This window comes from Psychrobacter sp. W2-37-MNA-CIBAN-0211 (genome assembly GCF_040309405.1).
GTDB lineage: Bacteria > Pseudomonadota > Gammaproteobacteria > Pseudomonadales > Moraxellaceae > Psychrobacter > Psychrobacter glaciei.
The window spans coordinates 1-241 of sequence record NZ_JBEOOU010000525.1; the positions used below are offsets into that span (position 1 = coordinate 1).

Here is a 241-nt window from a genome sequence, read left to right on the forward strand (position 1 = left end):
GATACACTCAACACCTTACAAACCTTGTGCAGTGCGCACTTTAAAACAGCCCTAGAGCTTGCCCATTACAAACAACATGCGCAGCACTCTAGTGAATTAGTACAAGCGTTAAACCGTGAGGCGCTCAAACGTGATGGTGGTGAAATTATTGGCCAAAGCTCTGCAATACAAACGCTTAAAAATGAGATAAAACTGGTTGCGGCATCAAACTTTAGTGTCCTTATTTTAGGTGATACTGGGG

The 241-nt window shown here is 43.2% G+C and carries 1 protein-coding gene; it reads left to right on the forward strand.

The window, feature by feature from the left end; translation table 11 throughout:
• Positions 1 to 241 (forward strand): hypothetical protein (locus tag AAEY72_RS16120; RefSeq protein ID WP_352311684.1); only part of this gene is annotated, 241 nt, incomplete at both ends.